General features: G+C 31.6%; 15 protein-coding genes. All 15 read left to right on the top strand.

Features of this window, described 5'->3' with window-relative positions; all coding sequences use genetic code 11:
- The first annotated feature begins 124 nt into the window (after positions 1-124).
- The 15 genes from GB234_RS11620 to GB234_RS11550 all read left to right on the top strand — a co-directional run bounded on the left by GB234_RS11620 (position 125) and on the right by GB234_RS11550 (position 15,628).
- Positions 125-1,411 carry a nucleotide sugar dehydrogenase gene (locus tag GB234_RS11620; protein ID WP_151894735.1) on the top strand — a complete coding sequence of 429 codons (1,287 nt, stop codon included), beginning with the start codon at positions 125-127 and terminating at the stop codon, positions 1,409-1,411.
- Complete coding sequence (locus tag GB234_RS11615) at positions 1,411-2,388, top strand: SDR family oxidoreductase (protein WP_151894734.1); 978 nt, start codon at positions 1,411-1,413, stop codon at positions 2,386-2,388. Before GB234_RS11620 ends, GB234_RS11615 begins: the two co-directional genes overlap by 1 nt.
- Positions 2,389-3,252 (top strand): ABC transporter permease, encoded by an 864-nt coding sequence (locus GB234_RS11610; protein WP_151894733.1) that lies wholly within the window; start codon positions 2,389-2,391, stop codon positions 3,250-3,252. It begins immediately after the preceding gene.
- Positions 3,253-3,281: 29 nt separating this feature from the next.
- On the top strand, positions 3,282-4,571 hold the full coding sequence (locus GB234_RS11605) for an ABC transporter ATP-binding protein (protein ID WP_151894732.1): 1,290 nt from the start codon (positions 3,282-3,284) through the stop codon (positions 4,569-4,571).
- Positions 4,572-4,615: 44 nt separating this feature from the next.
- Positions 4,616-5,350 carry a sulfotransferase family protein gene (locus GB234_RS11600; RefSeq protein ID WP_151894731.1) on the top strand — a complete coding sequence of 245 codons (735 nt, stop codon included), beginning with the start codon at positions 4,616-4,618 and terminating at the stop codon, positions 5,348-5,350.
- Positions 5,351-5,424: 74 nt separating this feature from the next.
- Positions 5,425-6,420: a glycosyltransferase gene (locus GB234_RS11595; RefSeq protein WP_151894730.1), complete on the top strand. Its 996-nt coding sequence runs from the start codon at positions 5,425-5,427 to the stop codon at positions 6,418-6,420.
- A gap of 55 nt (positions 6,421-6,475) precedes the next feature.
- Positions 6,476-7,423 carry a glycosyltransferase family 2 protein gene (locus GB234_RS11590; RefSeq protein ID WP_151894729.1) on the top strand — a complete coding sequence of 316 codons (948 nt, stop codon included), beginning with the start codon at positions 6,476-6,478 and terminating at the stop codon, positions 7,421-7,423.
- A complete protein-coding gene (locus tag GB234_RS11585; protein ID WP_151894728.1) occupies positions 7,420-8,667 on the top strand; it encodes a glycosyltransferase in 1,248 nt (415 codons plus the stop codon). Before GB234_RS11590 ends, GB234_RS11585 begins: the two co-directional genes overlap by 4 nt.
- An 8-nt stretch (positions 8,668-8,675) precedes the next feature.
- Positions 8,676-9,350: a methyltransferase domain-containing protein gene (locus GB234_RS11580; protein ID WP_172966880.1), complete on the top strand. Its 675-nt coding sequence runs from the start codon at positions 8,676-8,678 to the stop codon at positions 9,348-9,350.
- A 19-nt stretch (positions 9,351-9,369) separates the two neighbouring features.
- Complete coding sequence (locus tag GB234_RS11575) at positions 9,370-10,293, top strand: glycosyltransferase family 2 protein (protein ID WP_151894726.1); 924 nt, start codon at positions 9,370-9,372, stop codon at positions 10,291-10,293.
- 9 nt (positions 10,294-10,302) lie between these two features.
- Complete coding sequence (locus GB234_RS11570) at positions 10,303-11,439, top strand: glycosyltransferase (protein WP_151894725.1); 1,137 nt, start codon at positions 10,303-10,305, stop codon at positions 11,437-11,439.
- 7 nt (positions 11,440-11,446) lie between these two features.
- Entirely contained in the window at positions 11,447-12,451 is a 1,005-nt protein-coding gene (locus GB234_RS11565) for a glycosyltransferase family 2 protein (RefSeq protein ID WP_151894724.1), read from the top strand.
- 30 nt (positions 12,452-12,481) lie between these two features.
- Positions 12,482-13,504, top strand: coding sequence for a glycosyltransferase family A protein (locus GB234_RS11560; protein ID WP_151894723.1), 1,023 nt, complete (start codon positions 12,482-12,484; stop codon positions 13,502-13,504).
- A 1-nt stretch (position 13,505) separates the two neighbouring features.
- Positions 13,506-14,633 carry a glycosyltransferase family 4 protein gene (locus tag GB234_RS11555; RefSeq protein WP_151894722.1) on the top strand — a complete coding sequence of 376 codons (1,128 nt, stop codon included), beginning with the start codon at positions 13,506-13,508 and terminating at the stop codon, positions 14,631-14,633.
- Positions 14,633-15,628, top strand: a complete 996-nt coding sequence (locus tag GB234_RS11550) for an N-acetylneuraminate synthase family protein (protein ID WP_151894721.1) — start codon at positions 14,633-14,635, stop codon at positions 15,626-15,628. Before GB234_RS11555 ends, GB234_RS11550 begins: the two co-directional genes overlap by 1 nt.
- The last annotated feature ends 2 nt before the right edge of the window (positions 15,629-15,630 follow it).

Here is a 15,630-nt window from a genome sequence, read left to right as displayed (position 1 = left end):
TTTTTTGGTTATTATATAGTAGGAAACGTCAATATCCATATTTTAAGACCGTTATTTAATTTTAAAAAAGTAGTTTTGCCGAAAAATAAGATGGCATATTTTATAGCCAAGAATTATCAATATTATGAATAAAAAACCAACGATAGCTATTATAGGTCTAGGATATGTAGGCCTTCCTTTAGCTGTAGCTTTTGCTTCAAAATTTAGAGTAATTGGTCTTGATATTAATAAGACTAGAATAGCAGAGCTTAAATCTGGTACAGATAAAACCTTAGAAATAAGTGATGCCGAACTACAAGCATCCATGAAAGTTTCAGAAGGAAAAGGACTTATTGTTACTGATACTCCATCTGAAATAGATGAAGCTACTGTTTTTATTGTTACAGTTCCTACACCTACAAATAAATATAATCAGCCTGTATTAACACCATTAGTTAAAGCAAGCGAAACCGTGGGTGCAGTACTTAAAAAGAATGATGTTGTTATTTATGAGTCTACAGTATATCCTGGGGTTACCGAAGACGTATGTGTTCCTATTTTAGAAGAGGTTTCAGGTATGAAATTCAATGAAGATTTCTTCGCAGGTTACTCGCCAGAGCGTATCAATCCAGGTGATAAAACTCATACTGTGACTAAAATATTGAAAGTAACATCTGGTTCAACTCCTGAAATAGCAACTTATGTTGATGAATTATATAAAGAAGTAATTACTGCTGGAACACATTTAGCTCCTACCATTAAAGTTGCTGAAGCAGCAAAAGTCATTGAAAATTCGCAACGAGATATCAATATTGCTTTTGTTAATGAACTTTCCAAAATATTTAGATTACTTGATATTAATACTCAAGATGTATTGGAAGCAGCTGGAACAAAATGGAATTTTATTAAATTTTCACCAGGTCTTGTAGGTGGACATTGTATAGGAGTAGACCCTTATTATTTAGCTCAAAAGGCAATTGAAGAAGGTTACAATCCAGAGATAATCCTTGCAGGACGAAGAATGAATGATGGTATGGGAGCTTATGTAGCTTCGGAGGTTATCAAACTCATGATTAAAAAAGACGCTAAGGTTAAAAACGGAAACGTACTTGTTATGGGAGTTACTTTCAAAGAAAATTGCCCAGATATACGAAACAGTAAAGTAATTGATGTTATTGATGAGTTAAAGAAATTTAATTTAAATGTTGATGTTTTTGACCCTTGGGCAAACTCAGCAGAAGTAGATAGAGAATTTTCTCTACCTTTAATAACAAATGAAGAAGATTTAAATTCAGATTATGACGCTATAGTATTAGCAGTCTCTCATAATGAATTTAAAACTTTTGATTTAAAAGAGCACACTGCAGCAAAAAATGTTGTGTTTGACGTTAAATCATTTTTTCCAATAGACAAAACAGACGGTAGACTATAATGTTCAATAATCCATATCATACTCAAGATTTATCAACGCTTAGTTTTTTAGTAACAGGAGGAGCAGGTTTCATAGGTAGTAATATAGTTGCTTATTTATTGAAATATAATGCTAAGAAAGTAAGAGTGTTAGATAACCTCTCCAATGGTCACTATAAGAATATCAAAGAATTTGAAAATCATCCAGATTTTGAATTTATAGAGGGCGATATTCGTGATTTAGAGACGTGCAAAAAAGCTATGGATAATATTGATTATGTAACACATCAAGCAGCTTTAGGATCAGTACCAAGATCTATCAATGACCCAATTACATCAAATGAAGTAAATGTAGGAGGTTTTTTAAATATGCTTGTGGCGCAAAATGATAGTGCAACTGTAAAGAGATTGGTCTATGCTGCTTCAAGCTCTACTTATGGAGATAGTAAAATATTACCTAAAGTAGAGGAGAATATTGGAAAACCAATTTCCCCATATGCAGTGACAAAATTAGTAAATGAAATCTATGCAGATGTATTTCATAAAACCTACAACACGCCTACCATTGGATTAAGGTATTTTAATGTATTTGGTCCCAAACAAAGTCCAGATGGTGCTTACGCAGCTGTAATTCCATTATTTATGCAAGCGCTTGTTGATGATAAAGCTCCTACAATCAATGGTGACGGTGAGCAAACGCGTGATTTTACATATGTAGAGAATGCGGTTCAAGCAAATATTCGTGCTTTTTTTGCACCTAAAGAAGCCGTTAATGAGGTGTTTAATGTAGCTTATGGAGAGCGAATTAGTTTAAATAATCTTTGGGATGAATTAAATACCGTTTCAGATAAAAAACTCACTGCCCATTATGGACCAGATAGAAAAGGGGATGTTAAGGATTCGTTAGCAAACATATCAAAAGGGAGAAATTTGTTAGGTTATAATCCATTATTTTCTGTCGCAGATGGTTTGAAGATTACCTGGGACAATTTTAAATAAATGAGTGTAGAAAAAGACGAGTGGTTATACGAGATTTCGGCTAAGAAAAAATTGATTGACCTCAATTTAAAAGAGCTGTGGCAGTATAGAGATTTGCTTTTTTTATTTGTTAAACGAGATATTGTTACAGTCTATAAACAAACTATTTTAGGTCCACTTTGGTATCTCATTCAACCTCTTTTTACTTCTGTAATATTTACTTTAGTTTTCAATAACCTCGGAAATATTAAAACCGGGGGAATTCCGCCATTTCTTTTTAACCTCGCAGGAATAACAGCATGGAATTATTTCAAGGTATGTTTGACCGAAACTTCGAGTACTTTTACAAAGAATCAAAATATTTTTGGAAAAGTGTATTTCCCCAGAGCAATAATGCCTATCTCGGTAACATTTTCTAATTTATTGAAGTTTGGCATCCAGCTCTTTATTTTTATCATTTTCTATTTTTATTTCATTACATGGGGAGGCTATGATTTAACCCCAAATAGTAAATTAGTATTATTTCCTATATATGTATTAATGATGGCAATGCTTGGGCTTGGAGCTGGAATGCTCATTTCATCTTGGACTACAAAATACAAGGATTTAAATGTAGTTGTTAGTTTTGCAGTCCAACTATTAATGTACATCTCTGCAGTACCTTTTCCTATGAGTGAAATTATTGAAAAAAAGCCTGAATATTCGTGGCTTTTAGAGTTTAATCCACTAGCACAAATTGTTGAAGGTTTTAGGCATATAACAATGGATTCTGGCTATTTTACATGGTGGGGATTTTTATATACACTTGGTGTTTCGTGTATTTTGTTCTTTTTTGGATTAATAGTTTTTAATCGAACTGAGAAAAATTTTATCGATACTGTATAGGTCAATTATTTAATATTTCCGAAGAAAAAATGAGCATTATTTTAACCGCATCAAATATTTCAAAACAATACCGTTTAGGATTGGTTGGTACGGGTACGCTCAATCATGATTTAAAAAGATGGTGGTTTCGCATACGCGGAAAAGAAAATCCATTTTTAAAAGTGGGAGCTGTTAATGATAGAAGTGCCAAGGCGACTGAGAATTATGTGTGGGCACTGAAAAATATTAATTTTGAAGTTGAGAAAGGAGAGGTTTTAGGTATCATAGGAAAAAATGGTGCTGGTAAATCAACGTTGCTTAAAATATTATCTCGGGTGACTACGCCGTCAACGGGAGAGATTAAAACAAAAGGTAGAATTGCTTCGCTATTAGAAGTAGGAACTGGTTTTCATCCCGAATTAACTGGAAGAGAAAATATTTTTTTGAATGGTGCAATTTTAGGAATGACCAAAGCCGAAATTTCATCAAAACTGGAGGAAATAATATCTTTTTCTGGGTGTGAAATGTTTATTGACACTCCTGTTAAAAGGTATAGTAGCGGTATGCGAGTACGACTTGCTTTTGCGGTCGCGGCACATTTAGAGCCAGATATTCTTGTAATTGATGAAGTACTTGCTGTGGGAGATGCAGAATTTCAGAAAAAAGCAATTGGTAAAATGCAGGATATTAGTAAGACTGATGGGCGTACAGTACTTTTTGTGAGTCATAATATGGCTGCGGTTAAAAGTTTGTGTACAAGAGCTTTTGTAATCGAAAACGGTAGTATAGTTTTTAAGGGAAATACAGATGATGCGGTTGACTTTTATTTAATTAATAATAAAAATGAAGCGCATGTTGATTTGAACAACCGTGAGGATAGAAGAGGTGGTAAAGACTTTAGATTTAGTGATATTTCAATAAAAGACAAAAAAGGCGTTGAGCAAACAAATTTACTGTCAGGTGAACACTATACATTTGATGTTAGGTTTTCATTAAAACACGCAAAAGACAATATTGCGATACGGTTAAAGTTTATTGATAATCAAGGTGTTATGCGTTTTTTGTGTAATAATGCTTTTACAGATACTTTATATAGTTTGCATGAAACACATAAGGGTAATGTTTCATGTACCATCCCCAAATTACCGCTGCCAAATGGTGAGTATAGTTTGCAATTAACATGTTTAACTAGTGGAGGTACACTTGATGATATTGAAAATGTATTAATTTTTAATGTGGTGGGTGGTGATTTTTTTGGAACTGGAAAAGAACAAGTCTCTAAACAGGGTGTCCTTGTTGAGAATAGTTTTTTAATGGTAAATCAATTTAAAGAATTGTAAACTCAATTTGTATTTATAATTTTAGACACTTGAATTAAACATAAATGATTTTTGAAAACTTTTTCAATAAAAAGACAGCAAAGCTTGTTTTTATATTTGGAGCCCCACGTGGAGGGACTACATGGCTATGGTCTTTGTTGGAATCAAGTAGTGAGGTGATTCCGTTTATTGATGGTGTAAAAAAAAACATGGACGGTTCTTATCCAACAAGCGAATCTGGTGTTTATATAAAATTTCCGAAGAAGGCTAAAAAGAAGATAAAGTTGTTTTTAAAACAACACCCAAACAAGACTGTCATTGAAAAAACTCCTATGCATACGCTACAGTATGAGGCTATTTTAAATGATTTTCCTAATAGTACACCACTGATAATCTTAAGATATCCACTTGCAATTGTTAATTCAATTTTAAAGTCTGAAATGAAGGCTTTTGCTTCTCATGATGTAGTTTCTGCCGTCGTATTAGTAAAAGAGTATTATGCTAAATTAATAGAACTTTCAGAATTAAAGAAAGCTGTTTTGGTGCGTTATGAAGATCTATTAGCAGATACTGAAATGGAACTTCTAAAAGTTTTTAAGCAATTGAATATAGAAACCTCAGATATAGGGTCTATAATATTACAAAATGACAAAACCTCAAAAATTAATATAAAGGGAGTATTTAGAAGTGGTCAAAAAAATAGTTTTATTTCTGAAATGCCCCACGAAATTGTAAAGCAATTAAAACAAGAATTGAGTACTGAGATTGCTTTTTATACTAAATTTAGTGCTAAAAATTGAAGTTGTGCTTCGCCTAATTTTGTAAAAATTAGTTTTAATGGTTTTTTAGGAGATGACAGATAATTAAAAAGTTTATGCAAATTACAAATGTACTTGTCGCAACTAATCACCTCAATGCACTAGGGGGGTCAGAAACATTTGTATATACTTTAATTGAGGCTTTAATAAAACGAAGTAATATACATGTTGAGTATTTTACGTTGCATAAAGGTATAGTCTCAAAAAACATTGAGGAAGTATTAGGAGTTTCATATATGACAAAACCCAAATATGATGTCATATTTGCAAACCACAATACTACAATTCCATATCTTCACAAAAAAGGGTTTACTATACAAATTTGCCATGGAATTTTCCCAGTTTTAGAACAACCATCACCATTAGCAAATGCTCACATTTCAATTTCCCAAGAAGTACAATCACATTTAGCAAAAAAAGGTTTTAATAGTCTTATTGTTTTAAACGGTATTAATATCAATCGTTTTTATCCAGCAAAACCTATTAATAAAACGCTCACAAATGTACTTAGCTTGTGTAAGACCAAAGAGGCAAATAATGTTATAAAAGAGGCCTGTAAGATCTCTGGTGTTCATTTTGTTGAAGCAAATATGCATAAAAAAAAAACATGGAATGTTGAAGAAGTTATAAATGAAGCCGATATTGTTGTTGGTTTAGGAAGGAGTGCTTATGAAGCAATGTCATGTGGGAGACCAGTTATTGTATTTGACGATCGTACATATTTTGAATCGATGGGAGATGGCTATATACGCAATATTCTAGGTTTGAGTATTCAAAATAATTGTTCGGGTAGGTATTCAAAAACAACTTATACTCCAGCTCTTTTGGCTTCTGAAATGTTAAAGTATAAACAAGAGGATGGAGTGTATTTTAAAAACTTTGCATTGAAAGAGCTTAATATTGATATAATGGTAGATCGTTATATAGAGTATTGGAAATCAATTGAAAGAGCAATGGTTGAACGAAAAAAAAATTATTGGATTATTTTATTAAAAAAACATACTACTCCAAAATTGAGAGCTAATATTAAAAGGCTTTTTGAAAAAAACTAGGATTATAAAATTAGCAAATTCGCCTAGTATATAAGTAACGATTATCTTTACTATAATGAATGCACAGCCATTAGTCTCCATAATAATCCCAACTTATAATAGAGCTTCTTTGATTGCAGAAACATTGGATTCAATACAACAACAAACCTATGAAAATTGGGAATGTATTGTTGTTGATGACGGCTCTACAGATACTACTTCGCAAGTCATGCAACGATATATGCAAAATGATGGTAGAATACAATTTTACTATAGACCAATAACATTAATTAAAGGTGGAAACAGTTGTCGTAACTTTGGGTTTACTAAAATTAAGGGTGAATTTGTACAATGGTTTGATAGTGATGATTTGATGGTTAAAAATGCGCTTGAAGAAAAAATTGCGTTGATAGACAGTAAAATTGATGCAGTATTTAGTGGATTTAAAACTTTTGAAAAAACATCAAAAAATATAAAAGCAACATACAACTGTAAGAAAACTGAAGATATCTTAGAATCCTATTTGTTAGGAGATTTAGTATTTAATATTCCTTCATTGATGTATAGAAGAGAATTTGTAAAAAACATAAAATTTTCTGAAACACTAACTAGGGCGCAAGATTTAGATTTTGTCTATAAGTGTATTTCACAAAAAAAAGCTAATATAACTCAAGTGACTAAGGCACATTGTTTAGTAAGGTTGCATGTAAATACAATCACTTCTCAATTCTCTAATTTAAAAAAAGAGGATTTAACTTCGGAAATTTTAGTGCGGGAAGCTATTTTCTTTGATGCAATGAAACTAGAAAAAAGATTAAGATTATACCCAACCCAACGATACTTTAACTCCTTAAAAAATGCATTAAAAGCCAAACAATTTCAACTGTTTAATAATGTTCTTTTTAAAAATAATCAATTAAGCATGATGTTTAAGCTTAAACTTTATGTAATATCAGTCTTTTATAAACTAACAGGTAAGGGGTTGACTAGATATAATGAAGTAGTAAACGGTCATTTTTTATGAAATTTAATAAAAAGCATATTGCCATACTAACTAGTTATTTTCCCTCAATTTCTGAAACATTTATTGTAAACCATATTACAGGATTAGTAGATGCTGGGTATAATTTGACCATTTTAGCTAGAAAAAAACAGGATATTTTAAAAGCAAGTCAGCCTTATATAATTGAATCCTATAATTTAATTGATAAAACATTACAGTATCTACCAGAGTCTCCTAATTCTCACATAGAGAAATTAAAAGATGTCACACTTATAATATTAAGAAACAAAAGTCTTTGGACAAAAGGTTCTAAATTTCTTCGAGCATCTTCAATGAAAAGAAGTATTTGGCTTAAAAAAATAATGTTAGCTGAGGCATTTAAAAAATTACCTGAATTTGATTTCTATCATGCGCATTTTGGCATAAATGCAATTCATCTTGCTACTATGAAACAATTAGGTGTTTTAAAAGCACCCTATGGTGTCAGTTTTCACGGTTTTGATGCACATGCTGTTGATGATAATACATTTGTCTTATTAAAAGAAAAATATAAAGCGGTTTTTAAAACCGCTGCATTTGTGACAGTAAATACAACATATCTTAAAGAAAAAGTACTAGAATTGGGTTGTCCGCTATCATTAATCCATACAATACCCGTGGGTGTTGATACAAACTTTTTTGAATATAAAAAGCGAATTTTAAAACCAAAATTGTCAATTATTTCAATTGGAAGGTTGATCCCCTTAAAAGGTCATTCTTATGGTATTCAAGTTATAAATCAACTAATCAACAGAGGGTTTGACGTAGAATATACGATCATAGGTAGCGGTCCTGAATATGAAAATTTAAAGAAACTTGTTATAGATTTAGATCTTGAAAACTCAGTACATTTAGTACTAGAAAAAAGTCAAGGAGAAATAAAGAAACTGCTGTATGATAGTGATCTATTTTTAATGACATCTATTACAGATATTGATGGTAGGGCAGAAGCGCAAGGGCTAGTTACTTTAGAAGCTCAAGCAACTGGAATACCAGTAGTTGCTTTTAATTCTGGGGGTGTGGCAGATACACTTATTGATGGAGAGACTGGGTTTTTAGTGAATGAAAAGGATATTCAATCAATGGTAGATAAAGTTGAACTATTTATCAAAGAAACGACAACTCGCAATGCAATGGGAATTAAAGCTAATGACTTTGTTAAAACAAATTTTAACAATATAATATTAGCACAAAAAATGATTACTTTGTACGAGCAATTTAATTAATGCACTCCATGAATATTAAAAAGACAAAAGGCTACAAGGCACTGCGGAATTTAATCAAAGGTAAGCCCCAAAAAAAAGAATTTGTTGGGTCAAAAGAATATTGGGAAAATAGATATGTAACAAATAGAGATTCTGGCTCTGGTAGTTATGGAAGGTTAGCTAGCTTTAAAGCTGAAATATTAAATGCATTTGTAAAGAATAATTCTATTAAAACTATATTGGAATTTGGAAGTGGAGATGGAAACCAGCTCACACTTTCAGAATATCCCCAATACACTGGCGTTGACGTTTCAAAAAAAGCAATTGCTATTTGTGAAGAAAAATTTAAAAATGATAAAACAAAAAGATTTGTACATTCTAGTTTGTTTGACATAGCTCCAATTAAAGCTGAGTTAGTGATGTCCTTAGATGTTTTATATCACTTAGTAGAAGACACAGTTTTTAAAAATTATATGATAGATTTGTTTAATGCTTCCACAAAATACGTGGTCATTTATTCTAGTAACTATGATGACCATTTTGCAGCTCACGTTAAATGTAGAGAGTTTACAAAATGGATTGACACTAATGTTGCAGACCAATGGAAACAAGTAGATTTTATAAAAAACAAATACCCTTTTGATAAAAAAGACCCAAATAATACATCAATGGCAGATTTTTATTTTTATCAAAAAATAATATAATAACCGTTAGATTATTACTTTGAAGGCAACTGCAACCGTTATCGTTACCTACAATGCCATGCAATGGATTGATGCATGTCTTGCTTCGGTTGTTGAGACATTAATAATTGTAATTGATAATAACTCTAAAGACAATACAGTTTCACATATTAAAAGCAAGTATCCTGCTGTTTGTTTATTTCCGCAGGGAAAAAATTTAGGATTTGGTGCAGGAAATAATTTGGGGATAAAATATGCTTTAGAACAAGGAGCAGAACATATTCTATTATTGAATCAAGATGCAAAAATGCATGCTAATTCATTATCTGGATTAGTTTCATTTCAGAAAAAAAATAATCAATATGGCTTGTTGAGCCCTATTCATCTCGACTGGAGCGGAGAATTTCTTGAAGCTTCCTTTAGTCGCTACGTAGCTTACAAACATAATTCAAGTTTCTATTCAGATTTTGTTTTGGGTAAACATTTGAAGGATGTTTATGATGTGCCTATGGTTGCAGCTGCTTGTTGGTTGCTCTCTAAAAAAGCATTATTAAAAGTGGGTGGATTCGACCCTTTATTTTTTCATTTAGGGGAGGATGTCAATCTATGTCAAAGATTATTATTCCACAAAATTAAAATAGGGGTGATACCCAATACTTATGTGAACCATGATACAAAAGAGAGGGTTAATAAAAAGATTGTGCGATACTCTAAAGAATATATTAATCATAATAACTACTGGAGCAAGGCTAAATATGCAGATGTGAATATTAACGAGCCATTAGCCAAAATGGAATATCACAAAAAGCAATTAATAAAAAAAACACTAACGTATTTTTTAACATTAAAATTTAAGTTAGCCAAAGGGGCATATAAGGAATATAAAGATTTTAATATGACTATTCCCAAGGCATTAAAGAGCATTGACAATAATAGAAAAGAAGGCCCACATTATATTAAATAATTACATATTATGAAGATACTCATTGTTGCTATTCCTACAATTCATACCTATCGATGGTGTGCTCAGTTAGAAGGGGAAGGACATGAGTTGTTTTTTTTCAATATACTTCATAGAAAAATCCCAGATTACTTTAAAGGTTTTACAATTATTAATGATTGGGAAAAGAATAAATTAGGAAAGTGGGCGACTTCAAAAAGTTTACCAAGGGTGATACGTTATGCAAATAAAAATTTCAATTTTTCATTTGAAGAAAATTTTCACCTAATACTTAAAAAAATAAATCCAGATATTGTTCATTCATTTAATATGAACATTAGCTATCCTCTTATTCCTTATATGATTAAACACCCTAATATACCGTGGATGTGTAATACTTGGGGGAGTGATATTTATTACTATCAAAACTTTGATATTGCAAAACAAAAAGTTGATGCAATGCTGGGAAGATTGGATTTTCTATTTACTGATGCTAAAAGAGATTTTGAGTTGGCATTGGCTAAAGGATTCAAAGGAAAATATCTAGGCACATTCCCAGGAGGTGGCGGATATAATATTCCAGAAAAAATCATGGCTGTTAAAGAGAGAAATACAATTATAATAAAAGGCTACGAACATAAATTTGGCAGAGCTCTAAATATTTTAAAAGCAATAAAAAAATGTGACGAAGTAACTAAAAAATACAAGCTGTATATTTTTAGTGCACATCAATCTGTTGTTGATTTTGCAGAAACATTAAGAAAAGAAGGTTTTGAAATAGTAATTAATTCAACACAAAAAAAAATTCCTCATCAAGAAATTTTAAATGTTATGAAAAATAGCATAATGTATATTGGAAATAATATATCAGATGGAATACCCAATACCTTACTCGAAGCGATAATCTCTGGAGCATTTCCTATACAGTCAAATCCTGGTGGGGCAACAGCCGAAATATTAATTCATGGAAAAAATGGATTTCTCATTGAAAACCCAGAAGATATAAATGAAATAACTAAACACATAACAACTGCACTCCAAAATAAAGAATTCCTTGAAAACGTCCAGCAATTTAATCATGATATTGTAGCGCCTACGCTGGCATACGAACTTATCAAAGAAAAAGTAGTTGAAAAATATAAATATTTAGAATCAAAAATTTGTAATTAACGTGATTATGAAACCGAACCTTGTTTCTATTATAATTCCCACTTTCAATCGAGCCGATTTGTTGCACGAAACATTGGACAGCTTCATTGCGCAGACTTATGAGAACTGGGAATGTTTACTTGTAGATGATGGCTCAACAGATACCACTGTAGAAGTTATAAAAACATATACCATTAAGGATGATAGATTTAAATTATATAATCGTCCTCAAAATAGACCTAAAGGAGCAAACGCATGCCGTAATTATGGGTTTGAGCAAAGTAGTGGAGCTTTTATCAATTGGTTTGATAGTGATGATATTGCTGCACCACAATTTTTAGAACAAAAAATAAAGCTTTTAGAAGACCATCCAGAAATAGATATGGCGGCATGTTATGGCGAACGTTTTTATGATGATGCTAGAGAAAATACATATATGAAGCCAGTAGATGATAAATCTGATAATGAAATAGAAAATTATATTCTTCATGATTTTTGCTTTTATACTAACTCTCCATTGTGGCGTAAAGATATATTGATAAAAAATGCTGAGATATTTGATGAAGAAATGCACAGGTCTCAAGAAAAGGATTTTCACTTTAGGATGTTAGTAAAAGGTTTTAGTTATAAACGTTATGTAGAAAAACCACTTTTCTTTAAGCGCGGTGATAATGATAGTATTTCAACAAATGCAGAGAAAAGTATTAATGCTAAATTATCTGTTTTTAGATTGCGAGAAAAGCAGTTTGACTTAATAAATGCTAGTAATAACAAGTCAAAAAAGAAGTTGCTTGAGTATTTGTTTTATCGTCAAGCTGTCAACTATTACGATGTTATGATTGCATTAGATTCAAAAGCAGAGAAAAAAGTATTTAGGAAAAAATATTTCCCTCAGTTGATTTCAATGATAAGACAAACACACCTAGAGACCAGTTATAAAAATAAATTATTTCTTGGTGATTTTCTCTTACAAAGTTTAAATAAAGGATATAAATTTTTCTATTTCCCACAATTTGATCATAGAAGTTTTTAACTTGCAACAACCATCATTCACTTAAAATAAATGCGCGTAGGCAGCAATCCCACAAAAGTAGATAAAGAACTTGTGATATCTTCCTATCATAGAGTTGTAGTGCCAGTATATATTCCTAACACAGAGGAAGACTATTTTAAGGAGGCATTACCTATATTAAAATATTCCCTTCAAAGTCTACTTAAAACAATTCATAAAAACACTCGAATTTCAATTATTAATAATGGATGTTGTACTTTAGTTACTGAGTATTTAAAAAAAATAAAATTTGAAAATGAAGCCATTGACCAGTTATTAGAGAGTGATATTAACCTTGGGAAAATTAATGCAATATATAGTGCGGTCAAAAGCAATATAGAGCCATTAATAACAGTCACAGATGCAGATGTTTTATTTTTAAACAATTGGCAAGAAGCTGTTGAGCAAGTATTTGTTGACTTCCCAAAAGCTGGTATGGTTGCTCCAGTGCCAGCACCAGTAGCTTACAAAAGTAGCTATGTAAATAGCACATTTTATTATGGTTTTTTTAATAGACTATTTAAATTTGATACCGTAGTAAACCCAAATGCTCTAAAACAATTTCAAGAGAGTATAGGGACACATTTATTTAAGAATATTCATTTTAAATCATATCTAGTACTACAAAAAAAAAAGAAGAAAGCCGCAATGGGTTGTGGGCACTTTGTAGTTACAATGCGGTCACAAGTATTTGAAAAAGCCCCATCTCGCCCTACTAAATTTAAAATTGGAGGAGAATCATTAAAGAGGTATATTGATGAGCCTAATGATAAAGCAGGATATTTGCGTCTAGCTACGATGGATTGTTATGCAAGACATTTAGGGAATAAAGAAGAGGCATGGATGAAACCCATGTTTGATGCTTTGACTACTTCTGATAACTTCGGAAATGAGGCAGCCATTAATTTTAATAGTAAAGGCATTTCAAAATTTTCTCAATTTATAGGAAAAGTGCTCTATAGAGTAATTATCAGAAATAATAGTTTAAGGCGAATATATTTCAGAAGCAAGGGAATGAAAAACTCTGAATTTTAATATGCAGGACGTAAAAACAATTTTAATCTGCCAGTACCCGCTACCTTATAATAAAATAGCGAGCTGGACTACGATGTACAATCATTACTTGCGTAGTGGACAGCATCCTTTTGATATTATTGTTTGCCCCAAAGGCGATGAGGAAGTAAAAGGAGTGGAATACTTTTATATTTCTGAAGTAGGTACTATCGATAAAATCAAAAATAAATTTGACAATAAAAGCAGATTTAATGGGTATTTTGATGCACTTAATGAGGTAATTGGAAAAGATGAGAAATATATAATACAAGTAGTAGATCACAGTGGGTTTATTATTCCATTAAATGAACATCTTACTGAAAATTACAATCGCAAAAATTTCTACATTCAATATTATTATCAGGGATTTGATATTCTTTATAAAGACGAGCGCGCGCAACCATTTATCAAAGGTATTGATGAAATGTTTTTTTTAACAGCCTTATCTTACGAACACTATAAATCGTATTATGATGCATTTACTATGCGTTGTGCAGTAATGCATAATGCAACAAACTCACAGCAATTTTATCGTTTAAATAGTAGCGCTAAAGATGTGTTGAAAAGTGAACTAGACATTACCTCAAAACTAGTTTTTATTTGGTGCTCACAAGATAGACCTAAAAAGGGATTACATCTTATTCTGGATGTTTGGAGGCGTGTTTTTACTTCTGAAATTGAAATGCAATTACTCATTGTAGGTGTTGAAAAAGAAATAGATTTGCCAGGAGTAAAAGTAATAGGAAGAGTGCCCAATCATATTTTACCACAATTTTATCAAGTATCAGATTTTTATCTTTTTCCTTCCTTGTGGAAAGAAGGATTTGGAATCGTACTTGCAGAAGCACTTAAGTGTGGTTGTTACTGTATTGCCTCAAATCAAGGAGGAATCCCTGAGGTATTAGGTCATGGACAGTATGGTAAAATTATTGAACACCCTAACTTTATTGATGAATGGGTAATTACAATTAATGAAAGTATAAAGGAGTATAGCGACAATGGATATGAAAATCCATTTTACACTGAAGATTTTGAATCTTTATACGATATTAATGTGTGGCAAGAAAAAATGAATACTAAAATTGCTGAAGCAAAATTAAATATAAATTAATGCTAACCATTGCCGAAATAGGCCAAGCACACGATGGCAGTTTAGGAATGTTGCATGCATATATAGATGCTGTAGCAAAAACTGGAGTTGATGCGATTAAATTTCAAACGCATATTGCTGCTGCAGAAAGTAGTAAACACGAACCCTTTAGAGTAAAATTTTCTAAACAAGATAAAACTCGTTTTGACTACTGGAAACGAATGGAATTTTCTCAGGAACAGTGGATAGAAATAGGAGAGCATTGTAAAAAAGTTGGACTCATTTTTATGAGCAGCCCTTTTAGTAATAAAGCTGTTGATGTACTTGAAACTGCTGGCGTGGAACAATACAAAATAGGTAGTGGCGAAGTAAACAACTTTCTTTTATTAAAAAAAGTAATTGAAACGAAAAAGCCCATCATTATTTCTAGCGGAATGAGCTCTTTTGAAGAATTAAATGCTACTATCAAATTTCTAAAATCTCATAACGCAAACTATTCTATTTTACAATGTACCACAAGCTACCCTACGCAGCCTAAACAATATGGTTTAAATGTAATAGCCCAATTAAAAAAACGCTACGGAGTTACGGTTGGTTTTTCAGACCATTCTGCAACAGTTGCGGCTGGAATAGCGGCGGTTGCTTTGGGTGCCGAAATTCTAGAATTTCACGTAATTTTTGATAAGGCACAATTTGGTCCAGATGTTTCTTCATCTTTAACAATGACCCAAACAGCACAGTTAGTGAAAGGAGTGAAAGAAATTTCCGAAGCATTAAAATTTCCAATTGATAAAACAGATAATTCAAATTTTGATGATTTAAAATCAATTTTTGAAAAATCATTGGCGATAAATAAAAAAGTTAACAAAGGGCATACAATTACATTTGAAGATCTTGAAGCAAAAAAACCAAAAGGATATGGAATTGACGCTGCAAATTATGAGCAATTATTAGGAAAACAAGTAACAAGAGATATTGAAAAATGGGAGTTTTTAAATGAAGAAGATTTTAAATAGGC

Source organism: Patiriisocius marinistellae (genome assembly GCF_009014635.1).
Lineage (GTDB): Bacteria > Bacteroidota > Bacteroidia > Flavobacteriales > Flavobacteriaceae > Patiriisocius > Patiriisocius marinistellae.
This window is presented reverse-complemented; position numbering and strand designations above follow the sequence as displayed.

What these genes read in the sequence shown, in the direction of transcription:
- GB234_RS11605 (WP_151894732.1), top strand. Translation starts at nt 3,282, where the DNA reads ATGAGCATTATTTTAACCGCATCAAATATTTCAAAACAATACCGTTTA.
- GB234_RS11560 (WP_151894723.1), top strand. Translation starts at nt 12,482, where the DNA reads ATGCGCGTAGGCAGCAATCCCACAAAAGTAGATAAAGAACTTGTGATA.
- GB234_RS11600 (WP_151894731.1), top strand. Translation starts at nt 4,616, where the DNA reads ATGATTTTTGAAAACTTTTTCAATAAAAAGACAGCAAAGCTTGTTTTT.
- GB234_RS11555 (WP_151894722.1), top strand. Translation starts at nt 13,506, where the DNA reads ATGCAGGACGTAAAAACAATTTTAATCTGCCAGTACCCGCTACCTTAT.
- GB234_RS11610 (WP_151894733.1), top strand. Translation starts at nt 2,389, where the DNA reads ATGAGTGTAGAAAAAGACGAGTGGTTATACGAGATTTCGGCTAAGAAA.
- GB234_RS11550 (WP_151894721.1), top strand. Translation starts at nt 14,633, where the DNA reads ATGCTAACCATTGCCGAAATAGGCCAAGCACACGATGGCAGTTTAGGA.
- GB234_RS11565 (WP_151894724.1), top strand. Translation starts at nt 11,447, where the DNA reads ATGAAACCGAACCTTGTTTCTATTATAATTCCCACTTTCAATCGAGCC.
- GB234_RS11620 (WP_151894735.1), top strand. Translation starts at nt 125, where the DNA reads ATGAATAAAAAACCAACGATAGCTATTATAGGTCTAGGATATGTAGGC.
- GB234_RS11580 (WP_172966880.1), top strand. Translation starts at nt 8,676, where the DNA reads ATGAATATTAAAAAGACAAAAGGCTACAAGGCACTGCGGAATTTAATC.
- GB234_RS11585 (WP_151894728.1), top strand. Translation starts at nt 7,420, where the DNA reads ATGAAATTTAATAAAAAGCATATTGCCATACTAACTAGTTATTTTCCC.
- GB234_RS11615 (WP_151894734.1), top strand. Translation starts at nt 1,411, where the DNA reads ATGTTCAATAATCCATATCATACTCAAGATTTATCAACGCTTAGTTTT.
- GB234_RS11590 (WP_151894729.1), top strand. Translation starts at nt 6,476, where the DNA reads ATGAATGCACAGCCATTAGTCTCCATAATAATCCCAACTTATAATAGA.
- GB234_RS11570 (WP_151894725.1), top strand. Translation starts at nt 10,303, where the DNA reads ATGAAGATACTCATTGTTGCTATTCCTACAATTCATACCTATCGATGG.
- GB234_RS11595 (WP_151894730.1), top strand. Translation starts at nt 5,425, where the DNA reads ATGCAAATTACAAATGTACTTGTCGCAACTAATCACCTCAATGCACTA.